The organism is Streptomyces lunalinharesii (assembly GCF_039532155.1).
GTDB classification, from domain to species: domain Bacteria; phylum Actinomycetota; class Actinomycetes; order Streptomycetales; family Streptomycetaceae; genus Streptomyces; species Streptomyces lunalinharesii.
This window is the reverse complement of record NZ_BAAARK010000003.1, coordinates 73,282-91,548: the sequence shown is the minus strand read 5'-3', so window position 1 is coordinate 91,548 and position 18,267 is coordinate 73,282. Positions and strand designations below refer to the sequence as shown.

At 72.8% G+C, this 18,267-nt stretch carries 16 protein-coding genes; 12 read left to right on the top strand and 4 right to left on the bottom strand.

Annotated elements, in window-relative coordinates:
- Positions 1–211 precede the first annotated feature (211 nt).
- From ABD385_RS06390 to ABD385_RS06375, 4 genes are all read left to right on the top strand, one after another.
- Positions 212–850, top strand: coding sequence for an AIM24 family protein (locus ABD385_RS06390; RefSeq protein WP_344574001.1), 639 nt, complete (start codon positions 212–214; stop codon positions 848–850).
- Positions 850–1,500, top strand: coding sequence for an AIM24 family protein (locus ABD385_RS06385; RefSeq protein WP_344574000.1), 651 nt, complete (start codon positions 850–852; stop codon positions 1,498–1,500). The genes ABD385_RS06390 and ABD385_RS06385 overlap by 1 nt, the downstream gene beginning before the upstream one ends.
- The gene (locus tag ABD385_RS06380) at positions 1,497–2,270 is read left to right on the top strand and encodes an AIM24 family protein (RefSeq protein ID WP_344573999.1); all 774 of its coding nucleotides are present in this window, start codon (positions 1,497–1,499) and stop codon (positions 2,268–2,270) included. Before ABD385_RS06385 ends, ABD385_RS06380 begins: the two co-directional genes overlap by 4 nt.
- 123 nt (positions 2,271–2,393) lie before the next feature.
- Positions 2,394–2,870: a MarR family winged helix-turn-helix transcriptional regulator gene (locus ABD385_RS06375; protein ID WP_344573998.1), complete on the top strand. Its 477-nt coding sequence runs from the start codon at positions 2,394–2,396 to the stop codon at positions 2,868–2,870.
- Between the two features lie 24 nt (positions 2,871–2,894).
- Here ABD385_RS06375 and meaB read toward each other — a convergent pair whose 3' ends face one another.
- Positions 2,895–3,854: a methylmalonyl Co-A mutase-associated GTPase MeaB gene (gene meaB / locus ABD385_RS06370; RefSeq protein ID WP_344573997.1), complete on the bottom strand. Its 960-nt coding sequence runs from the start codon at positions 3,852–3,854 to the stop codon at positions 2,895–2,897.
- Positions 3,855–3,981: 127 nt separating this feature from the next.
- On the bottom strand, positions 3,982–5,157 hold the full coding sequence (locus ABD385_RS06365) for an acetyl-CoA C-acetyltransferase (RefSeq protein WP_344574287.1): 1,176 nt from the start codon (positions 5,155–5,157) through the stop codon (positions 3,982–3,984).
- Positions 5,158–5,321: 164 nt separating this feature from the next.
- On the opposite strand from ABD385_RS06365, the gene mce reads away from it, so the two are divergent.
- The 7 genes from mce (at position 5,322) to ABD385_RS06330 (ending at position 16,108) form a co-directional block, all read left to right on the top strand.
- Complete coding sequence (mce, locus tag ABD385_RS06360; protein WP_344573996.1) at positions 5,322–5,762, top strand: methylmalonyl-CoA epimerase; 441 nt, start codon at positions 5,322–5,324, stop codon at positions 5,760–5,762.
- Positions 5,763–5,970: 208 nt separating this feature from the next.
- Entirely contained in the window at positions 5,971–10,419 is a 4,449-nt protein-coding gene (scy, locus tag ABD385_RS06355) for a polarized growth protein Scy (RefSeq protein WP_344573995.1), read from the top strand.
- 114 nt (positions 10,420–10,533) lie between these two features.
- Entirely contained in the window at positions 10,534–11,472 is a 939-nt protein-coding gene (locus tag ABD385_RS06350; protein ID WP_344573994.1) for a coiled-coil domain-containing protein, read from the top strand.
- 149 nt (positions 11,473–11,621) lie between these two features.
- The gene (locus tag ABD385_RS06345; protein ID WP_344573993.1) at positions 11,622–12,644 is read left to right on the top strand and encodes an ABC transporter ATP-binding protein; all 1,023 of its coding nucleotides are present in this window, start codon (positions 11,622–11,624) and stop codon (positions 12,642–12,644) included.
- Between the two features lie 3 nt (positions 12,645–12,647).
- Positions 12,648–13,421 carry an ABC transporter permease gene (locus ABD385_RS06340; protein ID WP_344573992.1) on the top strand — a complete coding sequence of 258 codons (774 nt, stop codon included), beginning with the start codon at positions 12,648–12,650 and terminating at the stop codon, positions 13,419–13,421.
- A 126-nt stretch (positions 13,422–13,547) separates the two neighbouring features.
- On the top strand, positions 13,548–14,855 hold the full coding sequence (locus ABD385_RS06335) for an ABC transporter ATP-binding protein (protein ID WP_344573991.1): 1,308 nt from the start codon (positions 13,548–13,550) through the stop codon (positions 14,853–14,855).
- On the top strand, positions 14,852–16,108 hold the full coding sequence (locus ABD385_RS06330) for an ABC transporter permease (RefSeq protein WP_344573990.1): 1,257 nt from the start codon (positions 14,852–14,854) through the stop codon (positions 16,106–16,108). The genes ABD385_RS06335 and ABD385_RS06330 overlap by 4 nt, the downstream gene beginning before the upstream one ends.
- 12 nt (positions 16,109–16,120) lie before the next feature.
- Here the strand turns inward: ABD385_RS06330 and ABD385_RS06325 are convergent, their stop codons facing one another.
- Positions 16,121–16,444 carry an ATP/GTP-binding protein gene (locus tag ABD385_RS06325; protein WP_344573989.1) on the bottom strand — a complete coding sequence of 108 codons (324 nt, stop codon included), beginning with the start codon at positions 16,442–16,444 and terminating at the stop codon, positions 16,121–16,123.
- A 225-nt stretch (positions 16,445–16,669) separates the two neighbouring features.
- Here ABD385_RS06325 and ABD385_RS06320 point away from each other — a divergent pair, with 225 nt between their 5' ends.
- Positions 16,670–17,719 carry an LLM class flavin-dependent oxidoreductase gene (locus ABD385_RS06320; RefSeq protein ID WP_344573988.1) on the top strand — a complete coding sequence of 350 codons (1,050 nt, stop codon included), beginning with the start codon at positions 16,670–16,672 and terminating at the stop codon, positions 17,717–17,719.
- Positions 17,720–17,845: 126 nt separating this feature from the next.
- Here ABD385_RS06320 and ABD385_RS06315 read toward each other — a convergent pair whose 3' ends face one another.
- On the bottom strand, positions 17,846–18,238 hold the full coding sequence (locus ABD385_RS06315) for an SCO5389 family protein (RefSeq protein WP_344573987.1): 393 nt from the start codon (positions 18,236–18,238) through the stop codon (positions 17,846–17,848).
- Positions 18,239–18,267 lie beyond the last annotated feature (29 nt).

The following is an 18,267-nucleotide window of genomic DNA, read 5'->3' as shown; positions in this document are numbered from 1 at the left end:
TTCGGGCGGAGAGGGGGGCGTCACACATGCTTGTGCAAGAGTTCACAAGCGTCCGCCCCATTGTTACAGCCGCCCCGACGATCACCGCACCGGGGGCCGTCGGTCCGGCCCGGGCGGGCAGGGCTCGGGTGGGCGGCGCGGGGCAGGCTCGGGGTCGGCTCCGAGGGGAAAGCCCTGCCCGGGCCGGCCGCGGCCGGCTACCGTCTGTCGCGTGGCTCAGTTTCGGCTTCAGGGAAGCAAAGTGCTCGCCGTCGACCTCGCGGGCGACGCCGTCAAGGCGAAGAACGGCGCGATGGTCGCGTACGACGGCCAAATGACCTTCAAGAAGATGACCGGCGGTGGGGAGGGCCTGCGCGGCATGGTCACCCGGCGGCTGACCGGCGAGCAGATGACCGTGATGGAGGTGAAGGGCCAGGGCACCTGCTACTTCGCCGACCGCGCCAGCGAGATCAACCTGGTGGCCCTCCAGGGCGAGAAGCTGTTCGTGGAGGCCAGCAACCTGCTGTGCACCGACGCGGCGCTGCACACCGGCACGACGTTCACCGGGCTGCGCGGCACCTCGCAGGGCAACGGCCTGTTCACCACCACCGTCGAGGGCCACGGGCAGGCCGCGCTCACCTCCGACGGTCCGGCCGTGGTGCTGCGGGTCACCAAGCAGTACCCCCTCCAGGTCGACCCGGGCGCGTACATCGCGCACACCGGCCAGTTGAAGCAGCACTTCCAGTCCGGGGTGAACTTCCGCACGCTGATCGGCGAGGGCTCCGGAGAGGCGTTCCAGATCCGTTTCGAGGGCGAGGGACTGGTCTACGTGCAGCCCAGCGAGCGCAACACCGTGGGCGGTGAGCTCTGATGCCGTTCACGGCCCTCAACTCCCGCATGGTCCAGGCCCGGATCGCCCCCGGGCAGCGGATGTTCAGCCAGCGCGGCGCGATGCTCGGCTACCGCGGCGACGTCACCTTCACCCCGAACATCCAGGGCGGCCAGGGCGGCCTCGGCTCCATGATCGGCCGCCGGATCGCCGGTGAGGCGACGCCCCTGATGACCGTGGAGGGCAACGGCACGGTCATGTTCGGTCACGGCGGCCACCACGTCCAGGTCGTCGACCTGACCGGCGACACGCTCTACGTGGAGGCCGACCGCCTGCTGGCCTTCGACGGCTCGCTCACCCAGGGCACGATGTTCATGGGCGCGCAGGGCGGGGTGATGGGCATGGTCCGTGGCCAGGTCACCGGCCAGGGGCTGTTCACCACCACTCTCCAGGGCCACGGCTCGGTCGCGGTGATGGCCCACGGGGGTGTCATCGAGCTGCCGATCACGCCGCAGCGCCCGGTCCACGTCGACCCGCAGGCGTACGTGGCGCACCGGGGCGACGTGCGCAACCGCCTGTCCACCGCCATCGGCTGGCGCGAGATGATCGGCCGCGGCTCGGGTGAGGCGTTCCAACTGGAGCTGTCCGGCCAGGGCACCGTCTACGTTCAGGCGTCGGAGGAGAAGCTGTGACCGGTCCCGTGATCCACGACGTCTTCACCCTCCCCGTCGACGACAACGTCAATCCCTACGCCTTCAGCGTCGACCTGGACGGCCAGTGGTTCCTGCAGAAGGGGAAGATGATCGCCTACTACGGGCAGATCGACTTCCACGGCATCGGGCACGGCCGCCTGGACCACCTCATCGCGGGCAGTTTCCATTCGCCACTGCACGCCGCGGACTGGGTGGTGGCCGAGGGCCGCGGGAAGATGCTGCTGGCCGACCGGGCCTTCGACATTAACTCGTTCGACCTGGATGAGGGGAACCTCACCATTCGCTCCGGCAATGTGCTCGCCTTTCAGCCATCTCTCTCGCTGAAGCAATCGATCATCCCGGGCTTCCTCACCCTCATCGGCACGGGCAAGTTCGTGGCCGCTTCCAACGGCCCCGTGGTGTTCGTCGAGCCCCCGGTCCGGGTCGACCCGCAGGCCCTCGTCGGCTGGGCCGACTGCCCGTCCCCCTGCCACCACTACGACCACCGGTACCTGCGGGGTTTCCTGGGTGGCCTGCGCGCCCACACCGGGATCGGCGGGGCGTCCGGCGAGGAGCACCAGTTCGAGTTCACCGGCGCCGGCACGGTCCTGTTGCAGTCGTCGGAGCAGTTGATGCCGGAGCGGGCGACGGGCGCGCTGCCGGCCGAGGAGGGCGTCCCGGGCGGCGGCGCCCCGACGCCGGAAAGTGGCTCACAAGTGCCGCAGTTGCCCGGCGGCCTCGGGGGGCTCCAGCGCCGCTTCGGGCTGTGAACGGTAGTCTGCGGACGGTGACCTCGAACGTCTGATCAACCGCGGGTCCCGGCCGGCCGACCTCCGCAGATGTCACACGCCATGACTAATTCACTATTCAACTTTCACGGGTAGAATTCATCCATGACGACTGACAGCGACACTCCCTGGCTGACCGACCAGGAGCAGCGCGCCTGGCGCACCCACCTGGACGTCAGCCGGCTGCTGATGCACCAACTGGAGCGCGATCTGCAGCCGTTCGGCCTGACCAACAACGACTACGAGATCCTGGTCAACCTCTCCGAGGCCGAGGACCGCCGGCTGCGGATGAGCGACCTGGCCGCCAGCACGTTGCAGTCCAAGAGCCGCCTCTCGCACCAGATCACGCGCATGGAGAACGCCGGCCTGGTGCGCCGCGAGAGCTGCGAGTCGGACCGCCGCGGGCTCTACGCCGTCCTCACCGACGAGGGCTGGGAGACGATGCGCCGGGTCGCCCCGCACCACGTCGCCTCCGTCCGCCGGCACTTCATCGACCTCTTCGCGCCCGAGTCCCTGGGCTCCCTGGAGGCCTCGCTCGCCCCGGTCGCCGACCACCTCCGCCGGCACCGCGGCAACCCCTGATCCGCCCGAGGTCCGGGCCGGCGCCTAGCCGCCGTTCGTCAGGCCCTCCACCAGTTCGTCCGCCGCGCGGTACGGGTCCGTCTCGCCGGCGACGATGCGCTCGGCCAGCGCACCCAGGTGACGGTCCCCGGAGAGGTCGCCGATCCGCGACCGCAGCGTCGTGACGGCGATCGTCTCGACCTCGCGGGACGCCCGGGCCAGCCGGCGCCGGGCCAGCACGCCCCGCTCCTCCATCCAGGCCCGGTGCTTCTCCAGCGCCTCGACGACCTCGTCGACGCCCTCGCCGCGCGCCGCGACGGTCTTGACGATCGGCGGGCGCCAGTCACCTGGCGCCCGGGACTCCCCCAGGCCCAGCATGTGGTTCAGCTCGCGGGCGGTGGCGTCGGCGCCGTCCCGGTCGGCCTTGTTGACCACGTAGACGTCGCCGATCTCCAGGATCCCCGCCTTCGCGGCCTGGATGCCGTCGCCCATGCCGGGGGCCAGCAGCACCACGCTGGTGTCGGCCTGGGAGGCGATCTCCACCTCCGACTGGCCGACGCCGACGGTCTCGACGAGGATCACCTCGCAACCGGCCGCGTCCAGCACCCGGATCGCCTGCGGCGCGGCCCAGGCGAGGCCCCCCAGGTGACCGCGGGTGGCCATGGAGCGGATGTAGACGCCGGGGTCGGAGGCGTGGTCGCTCATCCGGACCCGGTCGCCCAGCAGCGCACCGCCGGAGAACGGCGAGGACGGGTCGACGGCGAGCACACCGACCCGCTTGCCGGCCTTGCGGTACGCGGTGACCAGCGCGGACGTCGTGGTCGACTTGCCGACGCCGGGCGAGCCGGTCAGCCCGACCACGTAGGCGCCGCCGGTGAGCGGCGCCAGCGCCGCCATCACCTCGCGCAGCTCCGGCGCCGCCCCCTCCACGAGGGAGATCAGCCGGGCCACCGCCCTCGGGCGGCCCTCCCGGGCCTGTGCCACCAGTTGGGGGACGTCCACCATCGCGCTCGGCTCCTTCGACCTCGACTCACTGGCTGGTACGCGCTGCTGCGCGCCGCGCGCCGCCGCCCGGCCGGTGCGCGGCGCCGGGGCCCGTCCCGCGCCCGGTGACGCGGGACGGCACGCCCCGTTACTTGCCCGGTACCCGGATGATCAGCGCATCGCCCTGACCGCCACCACCGCACAGCGCGGCCGCGCCGATGCCGCCGCCGCGCCGCCGCAGCTCCAGCGCGAGGTGCAGCACGATGCGGGCGCCGGACATGCCGATCGGGTGGCCCAGGGCGATGGCGCCGCCGTTGACGTTCACCTTTTCCGGGGAAACCCCGAGGTCCTTCATGGACTGCACGGCGACCGCCGCGAACGCCTCGTTGATCTCGATCAGGTCAAGATCCTCAACGCCGAGGCCGTCCTTGGCGAGCGCGTGGTTGATGGCGTTGGAGGGCTGCGACTGGAGGGAGTTGTCGGGGCCGGCGACGTTGCCGTGCGCGCCGATCTCGGCGATCCACTCCAGGCCCAGCTCCTCGGCCTTGGCCTTGCTCATGACGACCACGGCGGCGGCGCCGTCGGAGATCTGCGAGGAGCTGCCGGCGGTGATGGTGCCGTCCTTGGCGAAGGCCGGGCGGAGCTTGCCGAGGGTCTCGGTGGTGGTCTCGCCGCGGATGCCCTCGTCCTTGCTGAAGAGCACCGGCTCGCCCTTGCGCTGCGGGATCTCCACCGGGGTGATCTCCGCCTCGAACAGGCCGTTCTTCTGGGCGGCGGCGGCCCGCTGGTGGGAGCGCGCGGCGACCTCGTCCTGCTCGGCGCGGCCGAGGCCCAAACGGGTGTTGTGCTTCTCGGTCGACTCGCCCATCGCGATGTTCTCGAAGGCGTCGGTGAGGCCGTCGTGGGCCATCGCGTCGAGCATCTCCACCGCGCCGTACTTGAAGCCCTCGCGGGACTTGGGCAGCAGGTGCGGGGCGTTCGTCATGGACTCCTGGCCGCCGGCGACGACCACGTCGAACTCGCCGGCGCGGATGAGCTGGTCGGCCAGCGCGATGGCGTCCAGGCCGGAGAGGCAGACCTTGTTGACGGTCAGCGCGGGGACGCTCATGGGGATGCCGGCCTTGACCGCGGCCTGACGTGCCGGGATCTGCCCCGCCCCGGCCTGGAGGACCTGGCCCATGATCACGTACTGCACCTGGTCGCCGCCGATCCCCGCACGGTCCAGCGCCGCCTTGATGGCCACTCCTCCGAGGTCGGCGCCGGAGAAGCTGCGCAGCGAGCCGAGGAGGCGGCCCATGGGGGTGCGCGCTCCGGCGACGATCACGGAGGTGGTGCCGTTCGTTGCAGACATACGATGCGGCCTTCCTTTGCCGGGAAGTTAACGAGGGTTCCCGTCAATGTACTGAGGGGTAGTCGCCGGGTCACCGGCAAGCGGGTGTGATCGCGCGCACGTTGCGTAACCAGCCGTGCGAGCGGTGCACTGGAGCCATGCTGACGCGAATCGACCACATCGGGATCGCCTGTCTCGACCTCGACAAGACCGTCGAGTTCTACCGTGCCACGTATGGCTTCGAGGTGTTCCACACCGAGGTCAACGAGGAGCAGGGGGTCCGCGAGGCGATGCTCAAAATCAACGAGACCTCGGACGGGGGTGCCTCGTACCTCCAGCTGCTGGAGCCGACCAGGGAGGACTCCGCGGTGGGCAAGTGGCTGGCCAAGAACGGCGAGGGCGTGCACCACATCGCGTTCGGGACGGCGGACGTCGACGGCGTGGCCGCGGACGTCCGCGGCAAGGGCGTCCGGGTGCTGTACGACGAGCCGCGCCGGGGGTCGATGGGATCCCGGATCACCTTCTTGCACCCCAAGGATTGCCACGGCGTGCTGACCGAACTCGTCACCGCGGCGGCGCCGGAGGCGACTGACCACTGACCTTCGCCTTCCCCGGCCGGTAGAGTGCAGCTTCGGCCGGGGTACGGGGGTGGGGCTCGGTCCATACTCTGCCGATGATCTGACACCATTTCTTCGGAAGGGTCAGCTCCGAGGGGCGCAGGTCCGGTACGCCGTGACGGGTACGGGACGCGCGCCGCAGTGCCGGAGCCGGCCGCCGCCATGACCAGGGGACGGATGGGACCGCGCAGTGCGGGGCAACGAGCGCCAGGAGCGTCAGCGGGCTGAGACCGACCACCTCTCGCAGTTCGAAGCCGAGATGGAGCGGCTGAAGACCGAGCGGGACAAGGCCGTCCAGCACGCCGACGACCTCGGCTACCAGGTCGAGGTGTTGCGTGCCAAGCTCCACGAGGCGCGTCGCAACCTCGCGTCCCGGCCTGCCTACGACAACCTCAGCCATCAGGCCGAACAGCTGTTGCGCAATGCGCAGATCCAGGCGGACCAGCTGCGTTCGGACGCCGAGCGGGAGGTCCGCGAGGCGCGGGCGCAGACCCAACGGCTGCTGCAGGAAGCGGCCGAGCGTCAGGCCCGGTTGGACGGCGACCTGCACGCCGAGGCGGTCACCCGCCGGCAGCGGTTGGACGAGGAGCTGAACGAGCGTCGGCAGACGGTCGAGTCGCACGTCAACGAGAACGTGGCGTGGGCGGAGCAGCTGCGGGCGCGCACCGAGTCGCAGGCCCGGCGGCTGATGGAGGAGACCCGGGCCGAGTCGGAGCAGGCGCTGGCGACGGCGCGGGCCGAGGCGCAGCGGCTGGCCGATCGGGCCCGGGAGCGGCTGGGCACGGCCGCCGAGGAGGCGCGCAGCGAAGCCGAATCCATCCTGCGCCGGGCGCGCACGGACGCCGAGCGGCTGCTGAACGCCGCGTCCAGCCAGGCCCAGGAGGCCACGGACCAGGCCGAGCAGCTGCGGACGTCGGCGGGTGCGGAGTCGGAGGAGTCGCGCCGTCAGGCGGCCGAGTTGACGCGCACCGCCGAGGCGCGGGTGCAGGAGGCCGACACGGCCCTGCGGGAGGCGCGGGCCGAGGCCGAGAAGCTCGTCGAGGAGGCTCAGCAGGCGGCCGGCAAGCGGCTGTCGGCGACGGAGTCGGAGAACGAGCAGCGCTCGCGCACGGCCAAGGCGGAGGTCGCCCGGTTGGTCGCGGAGGCGACCAAGGAGGCCGAGGCGCTGCGGGCGGAGGCCGAGCAGCAGCGGGCGGACGCCCGGGCGGAGTCGGAGCGGTTGCTCTCCGAGGCGCAGGAGTCGGCGCGGTCGAGGGCGGCGGAGGACTCCGCGGCGCAGTTGGCCAAGGCGGCGCGGGCCGCCGAGGAGATGGTGACCAAGGCGTCGGAGGACGCCAAGGCGACCACGAAGGCCGCTGCCGAGGAGGCCGAGCGGCTGCGCCGGGAGGCCGAGTCGGAGGCGGACCGGCTGCGCGAGCAGGCGCACGACACCGCCGAGCAGTTGAAGGGCGCGGCGAAGAACGACACCAAGGAGTACCGCGCCAAGACCGCCGAACTCCAGGAGGAGGCGCGGCGGCTGCGCGGCGAGGCCGAGCAGCTGCGGGCGGATGCGGTCGCGGAGGGCGAGCGGATCCGCAGCGAGGCGCGCCGGGAGGCCGTCCAGCAGATCGAGGAGGCGGCCGGGACCGCCGAGGAGCTGCTGTCGAAGGCCAAGTCGGACGCGGAGGAGACCCGTTCGGGCGCGGTCGCGGAGAGCGAGCGGGTGCGGACGGAGGCCATCGAGCGGGCGGCTTCGCTGCGCCGGCAGGCCGAGGAGGCGCTGGAGCGGGCACGCACCGAGGGCGAGCAACTGCTGCTGGAAGGCACGCAGGCCGCCGAGGAGTTGACGCGCGAGGCGGAGGAGGGCGCCGAGCGGCTGCGCGGCGAGGCCGAGGAGGCCGCCGAGGAGCGGCGTACCGAGGCCCAGGCGGAGTTGGACCGGCTGCGCGGCGAGGCCGAGGAGAAGCTGGCGGCGGCCGAGGAGTCGCTGCGCGAGGCGCGTTCCGAGGCCGAGCGGCTGCGGCGGGAGACGCAGGAGGAGGCGGCCCGGCTCAAGGCCGAGGCCGCGGAGCGGCGGCGGTCGCTCCAGCAGCAGGCCGAGGAGGAGGCCGAGCGGCTGCGGTCGGAGGCGACCGGGGACGCGTCGGCGGCCCGGTCGGAGGCCGAGGCGGCTGCGACGCGGCTGCGCGGTGAGGCGGCGGCGGAGGCCGAGCGGCTGAAGGCGGAGGCGCAGGAGACCGCGGACCGGGTGCGTGCGGAGGCGGCTGCCGCCGCGGAGCGTACGGGCACGGAGGCCGCGGAGGCGCTCGCCGAGGCCCAGGAGGAGGCCGGGCGGCGGCGCCGGGAGGCCGAGCAGCTGCTGGGCGAGGCGCGCGAGGAGTCCCATCAGGAGCGCACCGCCGCGCGGGAGCAGAGCGAGGAACTGCTGGCGTCGGCCCGTACCCGGGTCAGTGAGGCGCAGGCGGAGGCCGAGCGGCTGGTCGAGGAGGCGGACCGGCGGGCGACCGAGTTGGTGGCGACGGCCGAGCAGACCGCGCAGCAGGTGCGCGACGCGGTGGCCGGGCTGCACGAGCAGGCCAACGAGGAGATCGCCGGGCTGCGTTCGGCGGCGGACCACGCCGCGGAACGCACGAAGGCGGAGGCGCAGGAGGAGGCGGACCGGGTCCGCTCGGACGCCTACGCGGAGCGGGAGCGCGCCTCCCAGGACGCGGCGCGGGTGCGGGCCGAGGCCCAGGAGGCGACGGACGCCGCGAAGGCGCTCGCCGAGCGGACGGTCGCCGAGGCGCTCGACGAGGGCGAGCGCCTGCGGTCGGAAGCGGCCGGGGTGCTGGACGGGGCGCGGCGGGACGCCAACGCCGCGCGGTCCGAGGCGGCCGAGCAGGCCGACCTGCTGGTGTCCGAAGCCACCGACGAAGCCGAGCGACTGGTCGCCGAGGCCACCGCGAAGGCCGAGGAGTCGCGGGCCGAGGCGGCGGAGGTCCTGGACGGGGCGCGGCGGGACGCCAACGCCGCGCGCTCGGAGGCGGCCGAGCAGGCCGACCTGCTGGTGTCCGAAGCCACCGACGAAGCGGAACGGCTGGTCGCCGAGGCCACCGCGAAGGCGACGAAGGCGGTCGGGGACGCGACGGCGAAGGCGCAGCAGCTGCGTACCGACGCGTCGGACGCGTTGGCGTCGGCGGAGCAGGACGCGGCCCGCGCCCGGGCCGAGGCGCGGGACGATGCCAACCGCATGCGGTCGGAGGCGGCCGAGCAGTGCGACCGGCTGCTGACCGAGGCGCGGGCGGAGGCCGAACGGATCGTCACCGAGGCGGCCGAGCTGACGTCGTCGGCGCAGGACGACGCGGAGCGTGCGGTCCGGGAGGGCCGGGAGGCCGCCGAGCGGCTGCGGGCCGAGGGCGAGCAGCGGGCGCAGCGGTTGGTGGCCGAGGCCACCAAGACGGCCGAGGGGCTGCGGGCCGAGGCGGCCGAGGCGCTGGAGGGCGCGCGCTCCGAGGCCGAGCGGGTCGCGGACGAGGCCCGGTCGGCGGCCAACAAGACGCGGGCGGACGCGGCGGCGCAGGCCGACGAGTTGGTGGCGGAGGCCGCCGGCGAGGCGGAGCGGCTGCGGGCGGAGGCCGCGGAGCGGTCGGCGGAGGCCGAGCGCGCGGCGGACCGGGCGCGGGCGGACGCCCGTGAGCAGGCGGACCGGATGCTCGCGACGGCCACGGCGGACGCCGACCGGCTGCGGGCCGAGGCGGCGGAGACCGTCACGACGGCGCAGGAGCACGCGAACCGCACGCGGGCGGAGGCGGCGAAGGTCCGCAAGGAGGCCGAGGCGGCTGCCGAGCGGCAGCGGGCCGAGGCGCAGGAGGAGTCCGACCGGCTGTTGGACGAGACGCGCAAGGACGCCGCCAAGCGTCGTGGCGACGCGGCCGAGCAGGCCGACCAGTTGATCGCCAAGGCGCAGGAGGAGGCGCTGAAGACCGCGACCGCCGCGGAGGAGCAGGCCGACACGATGGTCGGGGCGGCCCGCACGGAGGCCGAGCGGATCGTGCGCGAGGCCACCTCCGAGGGCAACGCGCGCGTGGAGAAGGCGCGGACGGATGCGGACACGCTGCTCGGTGAGGCGCGGCGGGACGCGACGGCCATAAGGGACCGGTCGGAGGAGCTGCGGGTCCGGGTCGAGTCCGACGTGGAGGAGCTGCACGAGCGGGCCCGGCGGGAGTCGGCCGAGGCGATGAAGAACGCCGGCGAGCGGGTGGACAAGCTGATCGCGCAGGCCACCGCGCAGCAGGCGGAGGCCGAGGAGAAGGCCGAGAAGCTGTTGGCCGACGCCAACAGCGAGGCGAGCAAGGTGCGGATCGCCGCGGTGAAGAAGGCCGAGGGCCTGATCAAGGAGGCCGAGAACAAGAAGGGCACGGCGGTGCGGGACGCGGACACGATGCGCGCCGACGCCAAGGAGGAGGCCGCGCGGATCGTGGCGGAGGGCAAGCGGGAGCTGGAGGTGCTGGCGCGCCGGCGCAAGGACATCAACACCGAGATCTCCCGGGTGCAGGACGTCCTGGAGGCGTTGGAGTCGTTCGAGGTGCCGACGCAGGGCGGGGACGGCAAGGAGGGGGCGGCGAAGGCCGCCGCGGGGGCCGGGACAACTCGTTCGAGTGGCAAGCAGTCTGAGGGGTAGCCACTCAAATGAGGGGTCATTCTCCACTTCAAACGCGCAATGACTCGATGACACGCCGTTAAGACCCCTAGGATTCTCCTTATCACCTCACCGGTCTCTTTCGACAGGAACCCCATGAGCGACACTTCCTCCCCCTTCGGCTTCGAGCTCGTGCGGCGTGGGTACGACCGCGGTCAGGTGGATGACCGCATTACGAAACTGGTCGCGGACCGCGACAGTGCGCTGGCCCGTATCACCTCGCTGGAGAAGCGCATCGAGGAGCTGCACCTCGAGACGCAGAACGCCCAGGCCCAGGTAACCGACGCCGAACCCTCCTACGCGGGCCTCGGGGCGCGCGTGGAGAAGATCCTCCGTCTTGCGGAGGAGGAGGCCAAGGAGCTGCGCGAGGAGGCCCGTCGGGCCGCCGAGCAGCACCGCGAGCTCGCCGAGTCGGCCGCCCAGCAGGTCCGCAACGACGCGGAGGCGTTCGCCGTCGAGCGCAAGTCCAAGGCCGAGGACGAGGGTGCCCGGATCGTCGAGAAGGCGAAGGGTGAGGCCTCCACGCTGCGTTCCGAGGCGCAGAAGGACGCCCAGTCCAAGCGGGAGGAGGCGGACGCCCTCTTCGAGGAGACCCGCGCCAAGGCCGCGCAGGCCGCCGCGGACTTCGAGACGAACCTCGCCAAGCGCCGCGAGCAGTCCGAGCGCGACCTGGCCTCGCGTCAGGCGAAGGCGGAGAAGCGCCTGGCCGAGATCGAGCACCGGGCGGAGCAGCTGCGCCTGGAGGCCGAGAAGCTGCGGACGGACGCGGAGCGTCGGGCCCGGCAGACGGTGGAGACGGCTCAGCGTCAGGCCGAGGACATCGTGGCGGACGCCAACGCCAAGGCCGACCGGATCCGCAGCGAATCGGAGCGCGAGCTGGCGGCGCTCACCAACCGCCGCGACTCCATCAACGCGCAGCTGACCAACGTCCGCGAGATGCTGGCGACGCTGACCGGTGCGGCGGTGGCCGCCGCCGGTGCGCCCGGCGACGACGAGTCGGTCTCCCGTGGCGTGCCGGCCCAGCAGAGCCGCTGAGGTCGCCTGACGCCGGAGGGCTTCGCGTCGCGCGGATCGTGCCCCCGTACCGCCCGTTGTGGTGGTGCGGGGGCGCGGTCGTGTGAAGCCTCATGCGGGCGGCGTCGCCCGGCTGGCGGGGGTCCAGGGGTGGACCTAGCGTGCGGTACATGATCGAGCTCATGGGGCTGACCAAGCATTACGGTGACAAGGTCGCGGTGGACGGGTTGACGTTCACGGTGCGGCCGGGCATCGTCACCGGCTTTCTCGGTCCCAATGGTGCGGGGAAGTCCACCACCATGCGGATGGTGCTCGGTCTGGACAATCCGACGGCCGGTTCGGTGCGCATCTACGGCAGGCACTACCGGCAGTTGAAGGACCCGTTGAGGTACGTCGGGGCGCTGTTGGACGCCAAGGCGATGCACGGCGGCCGGAGCGCCGCGAACCACCTGCTGTGCCTGGCCCGGAGCAACGGCATTCCGCGCACCCGGGTCGACGAGGTGCTGCACCTGGTCGGGTTGACGTCGGTGGCGCACAAGCGGTCGAAGGGCTTCTCGCTCGGCATGGGGCAGCGGCTGGGCATCGCGGCGGCGCTGCTCGGCGACCCGCGGATCCTGATGTTCGACGAGCCGGTCAACGGCTTGGACCCGGAGGGCATCCACTGGATCCGCCATCTGATGAAGAACCTCGCGGCCCAGGGGCGGACGGTCTTCGTGTCGTCCCATTTGATGAGCGAGATGGCGTTGACCGCGGAGCACCTGGTGGTGATCGGGCAGGGGCGGTTGCTCGCGGACACCTCGATGGCGGAGTTCATCCGGCAGAACTCGCGGTCGTACGTGCGGCTGCGGTCGCCGGATCGGGAACGGTTGCTGGACGTGCTGCACCGGGCGGGCATCCGGGCGGCGGCCCGTCGAGGCGGCGCGTTGGAGGTCGACGGGGTGCCGGCGGAGCGGCTGGGCGAGCTGGCGGCGGCGCAGCAGGTGGTGCTGCACGAACTGAGCCCGCAGCAGGCGTCCTTGGAGGAGGCGTTCATGCAGTTGACGGCCGGGGCGGTGGAGTACCACGCGCACGCCGGCGGACGGCCGGTGCCGGGGCGCGGGATGCCGCCGCGGCCGGTGGTTCCGGAGCGGGCGCTGTCGGGCGGGGCGCCACCGGGAGGTTGGGGTGCGGGCTGGCAGAGGAAGAGGAGCTGACGGATGGCTGTCGTCGGGCAGGCCCTGCGTGCGGAGTGGGTCAAGATCAGGTCGGTGCGGTCGACGGTGTGGACGCTGGGCACGGCGGTGGTGGTCACCGTGCTGCTGGGCGTGGTGATCTGCACGTTGGCGCGGAGGGACTTCGATGCGATGCCGGACGAACGGCGGCTCGCCTTCGATCCCACCAACATCAGCTTCGCGGGGATGGGGTTGGGGCAGCTGGCGATGATCGTCTTCGGGGTGCTGGTGGTGTCGAACGAGTACAGCACCGGCATGATCCGGGCGTCGTTGGCGGCGGTGCCGCAGCGCGGGGTGTTCCTGTTCTGCAAGTTGCTGGTGGCCACCGCGTTGGTCTTCGTGGTGGGGCTGGCGACGAGCTTCCTGACGTTCTTCGTGGGACAGGCCGCGCTGGGCGAGCACCGGGCCCACCTCAGTGATCCGGGGGTGCTGCGGGCCGTGGTCGGCGGCGCGCTCTACATGATGATGATCGCGCTGTTCTCGATGGCGGTGGCCACGATGCTGCGCAGCCCGATGTTGTCGCTGGGCATCCTGATGCCGTTCTTCTTCCTGATCTCCAACATCCTGGGGAACGTGTCGGCGACCCGGCGGATCGGGCGCTACCTCCCGGACCAGGCCGGTTCGAAGATCATGCAGGTGGTGGCGCCGGTCAACGACGAGACGCCGTACGGGCCGTGGGGCGGCTTCGGGATCATGGCGGCGTGGACGGCGGCCGCGCTGCTGGTCGGCTACCTGTTGCTGAACAAGCGGGACGCCTGAGGCCGGGCGGACGCCGGCCGGCGGTTCCGCCGTTTTGGCGGGAACCGTCAACGTCCCGATAGCCTCATAACCCTCACGGGGGCACGAGGCCGCCTCTGCCCCGACCATCTCGCGAGGGGCGGAGAATTGATCGAGGCAGTCGGCCTGACCAAGCGCTACGGGCCGAAGACGGCCGTGCACAACTTGTCGTTCCAGGTGCGTCCGGGAACCGTCACCGGCTTCCTCGGGCCCAACGGCTCCGGCAAGTCGACGACGATGCGGATGATCCTGGGCCTCGACGCCCCGACGGCCGGCCACGCCACGATCGGTGGTCGCCCGTTCCGTCAGACGCCCAACGCCGCGCGCCTGGTGGGTGCGCTGTTGGACGCGAAGGCCGTGCACGGCGGACGGAGCGCACGCGCGCACCTGTTGTCGCTGGCGCAGCTGTCGGGGATCCCGGCCCAGCGGGTCGACGAGGTGCTGGGGGTGGTCGGACTCCAGGACGTCGCCCACCAGCGCTCGAAGGGCTTCTCGCTCGGCATGGGGCAGCGGCTGGGCATCGCGGCGGCGCTGCTCGGCGACCCGCAGGTGCTGCTCTTCGACGAGCCGGTCAACGGCCTGGACCCCGAAGGCATCCTGTGGGTGCGGAACTTGATGAAGCAGCTGGCGGCCGAGGGCCGTACGGTCTTCGTCTCCTCGCACCTGATGAGCGAGATGGCGTTGACCGCGGAGCACCTGATCGTGATCGGCCGCGGGCAGCTGCTCGCGGACATGGCCGTCAAGGACTTCATCTCCGCCAACTCGGCGGACTTCGCGCGGGTGCGGACGCCGGACGGTGCGCCGGAGCAGCGGGAGAAGCTGACCGCGGCGCTGGTCGAGGCCGGTGGCCAGGCGGCGCCGGAGGCGGACGGTGCGCTGCGGGTGACCGGGGTGCCGTTGCCCCGGATCAGCGAGCTGGCGCACGCGGCCGGCGTCCGGCTGTGGGAGCTGTCGCCGCACCAGGCGTCGCTGGAGGAGGCGTACATGCGGATGACGCAGGGGGCCGTCGACTACCGCTCGACCGCCGACCAGCGGGCCGGACTGCAACCGGTGGCCGGCTACCCGCCGCAGGGAGCCGCCGCGCCGCAGGGCTTCGTGCCGGGCCAGCCGGGCGCGCCGGGCCAGGTGCCGCTGGCGACGCCCGGACCGCCGCCGCACCCGTACGCCCCGCAGGATCCTTACGCCCGGGCCGTCCCGGTGCCGGGCGGGCCGGTGCCCCCGCAGCAGGGTCACCCGTACGGGGCACCCGCCGCGTACGGTGCGCCCCACCCGTACGGGCAGCAGCCGCCCGCACCCTCGGCTCCGTACGGGCAGCAGCCGCCCTCGCCCGCGGCCCCGTACGCGCCGGCGGGCCCCCCGGCGCCGCCCGCCGCCTCGACCGACCAGCCCGTGCCGCACACCCAGGACGCCCGATGACCAGCCCTCAGCAGCCCCAGCCGCAGCCGGCGCCCGGTGCGCAGCCGATGCCGCCCGCCGTGCCCGCGCCCGCCCCGTCCGCCGGGCCGATGCCGCCCGCCGTTCCGCCGCAGCCCGCCCCGGCGCAGCCGGCGCCGGTCCAGCCGGCCCCCGCCCAGGACGCGGGGACGATGATGCTCCAGGCCCAGCCGCCGGGCCCGGCCCCGGCCCCGGCCCCGCCGGCGCCCGCCAAGGAGGCCGGCACGATGCTGCTCCAGGCGCAGCCGCCGGCCGGTGGTCACCCCGAGCCGACGCCGCTGTCGGCGCACGGGCCGGGCAGGGAGGCCGGCACGATGCTGCTCACCGCCGCCGCGCAGCCGCCGGTCCCGCCGCATGCCGCCCCGCCGTATGCCACGCCGGCCCCGCCGCAGCAGTCACCGGTCCCGCCCGCCAACTGGCAGGCTGCGGCGCCCGGTTACATCTCGCCCCTCCCCGTGCGCCCCACGCACCTGGGTCACGCGCTGGCCGCCGAGTGGACCAAGATCCGTTCGGTGCGGTCGACGGTGTGGACGCTGGGCGTGATGACCGTCCTCGTCCTGGGCATCGGCGTGCTGGTGGCCACGTCCGTGGGGTCGATGAGCACCGTCGGCGACACCTCGCCGCTGTTCTTCGGGCTCTTCGGGATGCTGCTGGGCGTCCTGTGCGTGCTGCCGCTCGGCGTGCTGGTGACCTCCTCGGAGTACGGCACCGGCCTGATCCGCACGACCCTGGCGGCCTGTCCGGACCGGGGCCGGGTGCTGGCGGCCAAGGCGCTCGTCTTCTTCGCACTGACCTTCGCGGTGACCACCGTCGTCACCGGCCTCGTCGCGCTCACCGACAACGCCATGATCGGCGGCATCAGCCGGGTGGAGGTCGGCGCCGGCGAGTGGCTGCGCTCGACGGTGGGCATCGGCCTGTACGTCTCGTTCCTCGGGCTGCTGGCGCTGGCCGTCGGCTCGCTGATCCGGCACTCCGCGGGCGCCGTCACCATCATGATCGGGATGGTGCTGCTGCCGTTCGTGCTGTCGATGTTCATGTTCGCCGACAGCCTGGAGGGGGTGCGCAACTTCCTGATGGGCTACTCGATCCCCAACCAGCTCACCGTGATGTACGGCAACAAGTTCCCGTTCGTGGAGGGCGGCCCGTCCGGCTGGCAGCCACTGTGGATCGTCATGGGCCTCGCCGCCGTCGCGCTCGGCGCCGCCTACGCGACCATGCGGCAGCGCGACGTGTGACGGGTGACGCGGTCAGTACCGCGGTGCATTACGGGACCGCTGGAGCCGTGCGCTCCGGCGGTTCCGTGCGTTCCAGCAGGCTTTGTGCCAGTGCCGGCGGTCGTCGACGTCGCCGTGCCGGGGCCAGGTGACGACGTGCGGGACGCCGGGCGGGATCTCCTGGTCGCAGCCCGGGCAGCGGTAGTGCTTGGCCGCGCCGCCGCCGCCCACCGGGCGGACCACCCAGTCCTCGCCGCGCCACTCCTCGGTGGTCTCGAAGCCGTAGCGGCCGGCGCCGGAGTGGTCCGCGCGGTCGGGGGGATTCGCACCGCCTTGGCGGTTTCGACGCGGGGACACGGCACACCTCGGCAGATCGACGGGGAGGGGAGCCCCCTGCCCAAACGGAGTGGAGAGCTAGGGGGAGGGCTGTCACCAGCGTACGCGGCGCGGTCAGGGGCAAAAGTCCGCCGTCACGTTTCTGCGATGATCTGGAAATTTCGCGTCAGGCCGTGCCCTGGGCACGTGTCACCCGTTGTTGCCGGGTGAGGGGGGGTCGCGTCGGCTGCAAGGAGGCAGAGAGCGATGCGCGTAGGGGCTTTCATCCTGGCCGCCCAATTCCCCGGTCAGGGGCAGGGGGAAGTACTGCACCGCGCGGTGCGTTCCGCACAGACCGCGGAAGAGGCCGGACTCGACGAAGTCTGGTTGGCCGAACACCACTTCGTCCCGTACGGGGTCTGCCCGCAGGCCGCCACGCTGGCCGCGCTGTTGCTGGGGCGGACCCGGCGGATCGGGGTCGGCACGGCGGTCAGCGTGCTGCCGACCCAGCACCCGGTGGCGCTCGGCGAGCAGGCGGCGCTGCTGCACCTGGCGTCGGAGGGCCGGTTCACGCTCGGCGTCGGCCGGGGTGGCCCGTGGGTGGATCTGGAGGTCTTCGGCGCCGGTCTCGCGGCGTACGAGCACGGCTTCCCGGAATCACTCGATCTGCTGCTGCGCTGGTTGCGCGAGCCGCGGGTGGGCGCCGACGGCGAACGGTACGCGTTCCGCGAGGTGGCGGTGGTGCCGCGGGCGGCCGAGGCGCTGGTCGATCCGGACGATCCGCAGGGGCTGACCGCCGGTCCGCCGGTGGTGGTGGCCTGCACCTCGCCGTCCTCGGTCCGGTTGGCCGCCGCGCGCGGGCTGCCGATGCTGCTCGGGATGCACTGCGGCGACGAGGAGAAGGCGGAGATGGTCGCGCTGTGGCGGTCGGCGGCGCTGGCGGCCGGCCGGACGCCGGGCGAGGTGGCCGCGGCGGAGCACGTCTCGGCCGGGGTGGTGCAGGTCGCGGACGGCCGGTCGGCCGCGGTGGAGACGCTGACGAAGGCGATGCCCGGCTGGTTCCGGCAGGGCCTGGGCGCGCACGTGACGGTCGACGGCCGGTACCGGTCGATGCGCGATCCGTTGGCGTACACGGAACTGCTGTGCGCGCTGCACCCGGTGGGACCGCCGGAGTTGTGCGCGGACCGGCTGGCGGCGACGTCGGAGCGCACCGGGATCCGACGGTTCGCGCTGATGGTGGAGGGCTCGGGGGACCTCGCCGCCACCGAGGAGAACGTCCGGCGGCTGGGCGCGGAGGTGCTGCCGCAGTTGGTGTGACCCCGCCGGGGGTGGGCGGCGGGGTCAGCTCTCACCGGTCTGGAGCACGGCTGGTCGGTGGTGCTGCCGCCGGTGCGCGGCTCCGGAGGGTGCTCCGGGCTACCGGCTCAGCGGCAGCAACTCCGATCAGCAGTCGCGGAGTTCGGGCGACTGGTTCAGCAACTGGCCGCGGACCGAGGTGAAGCGGGCCAGCCGCTGGTCGACGGCCGGGTCGAGCGGGAAGACCGCGACCCGGTGGCAGTTCTGGAAGGCGAGGCGCACTCCGAAGTAGCGCTCCAGCGAGCCGCGGATGGCGTCACTCGCCAGTGCACGGAGCAGCTGGCCGCGCGCCTGCTCGTTCGGCGGCGGCGTCAGGTTGTCGGCGAACTCTCCACCGTCCGCCTTCAGCCGGTCCACCAGAGAGCTGATCATCCCCCATGCGTAGGGCAGGGAGGTGCGGACGCAGTCGACAAACGCGGCTTCGTCGACCTCGCCTCGCTCGGCCTGTTCGAGGAGGGCCGGTGAGACGTCGAGCGACATGAGGTTCTCCTCTCGCGACCCCGTCGGGA